Source organism: Paraburkholderia sp. SIMBA_027 (genome assembly GCF_046535315.1).
Taxonomy (GTDB): domain Bacteria; phylum Pseudomonadota; class Gammaproteobacteria; order Burkholderiales; family Burkholderiaceae; genus Paraburkholderia; species Paraburkholderia tropica.
Genome location: NZ_JAWRWY010001366.1, coordinates 1 through 245 on the forward strand (window position 1 = coordinate 1; position 245 = coordinate 245).

At 65.7% G+C, this 245-nt stretch carries 1 protein-coding gene; it reads left to right on the forward strand.

The genetic code is table 11. From position 1 onward, the window contains the following. Window positions 1-245: hypothetical protein (locus SB764_RS43645; RefSeq protein ID WP_410867258.1), on the forward strand; the 245-nt coding region annotated here is incomplete at both ends.

Here is a 245-nt window from a genome sequence, read left to right on the forward strand (position 1 = left end):
GCGGAACTGGTGATCGCCACCGATCCCGCACTGTTCACGCGCAAGGAAGGGCGCACGTCGTCGACGTTCTATACCAGTCGCGAGGACGGTCTGCTGGCGATCCCGCGCGGCGAAGCGGTGTTCATGGTGCCGCCGGCGGTGCTGGCGCGCTTCGCGGGCGCGAGCCGTCTAACCAACAATTCAGTGCCGCGGAAGACGAGCAGCAGCTCTTCCAGCGGATCGCTGCCTATTCTAAACGCCTCGGC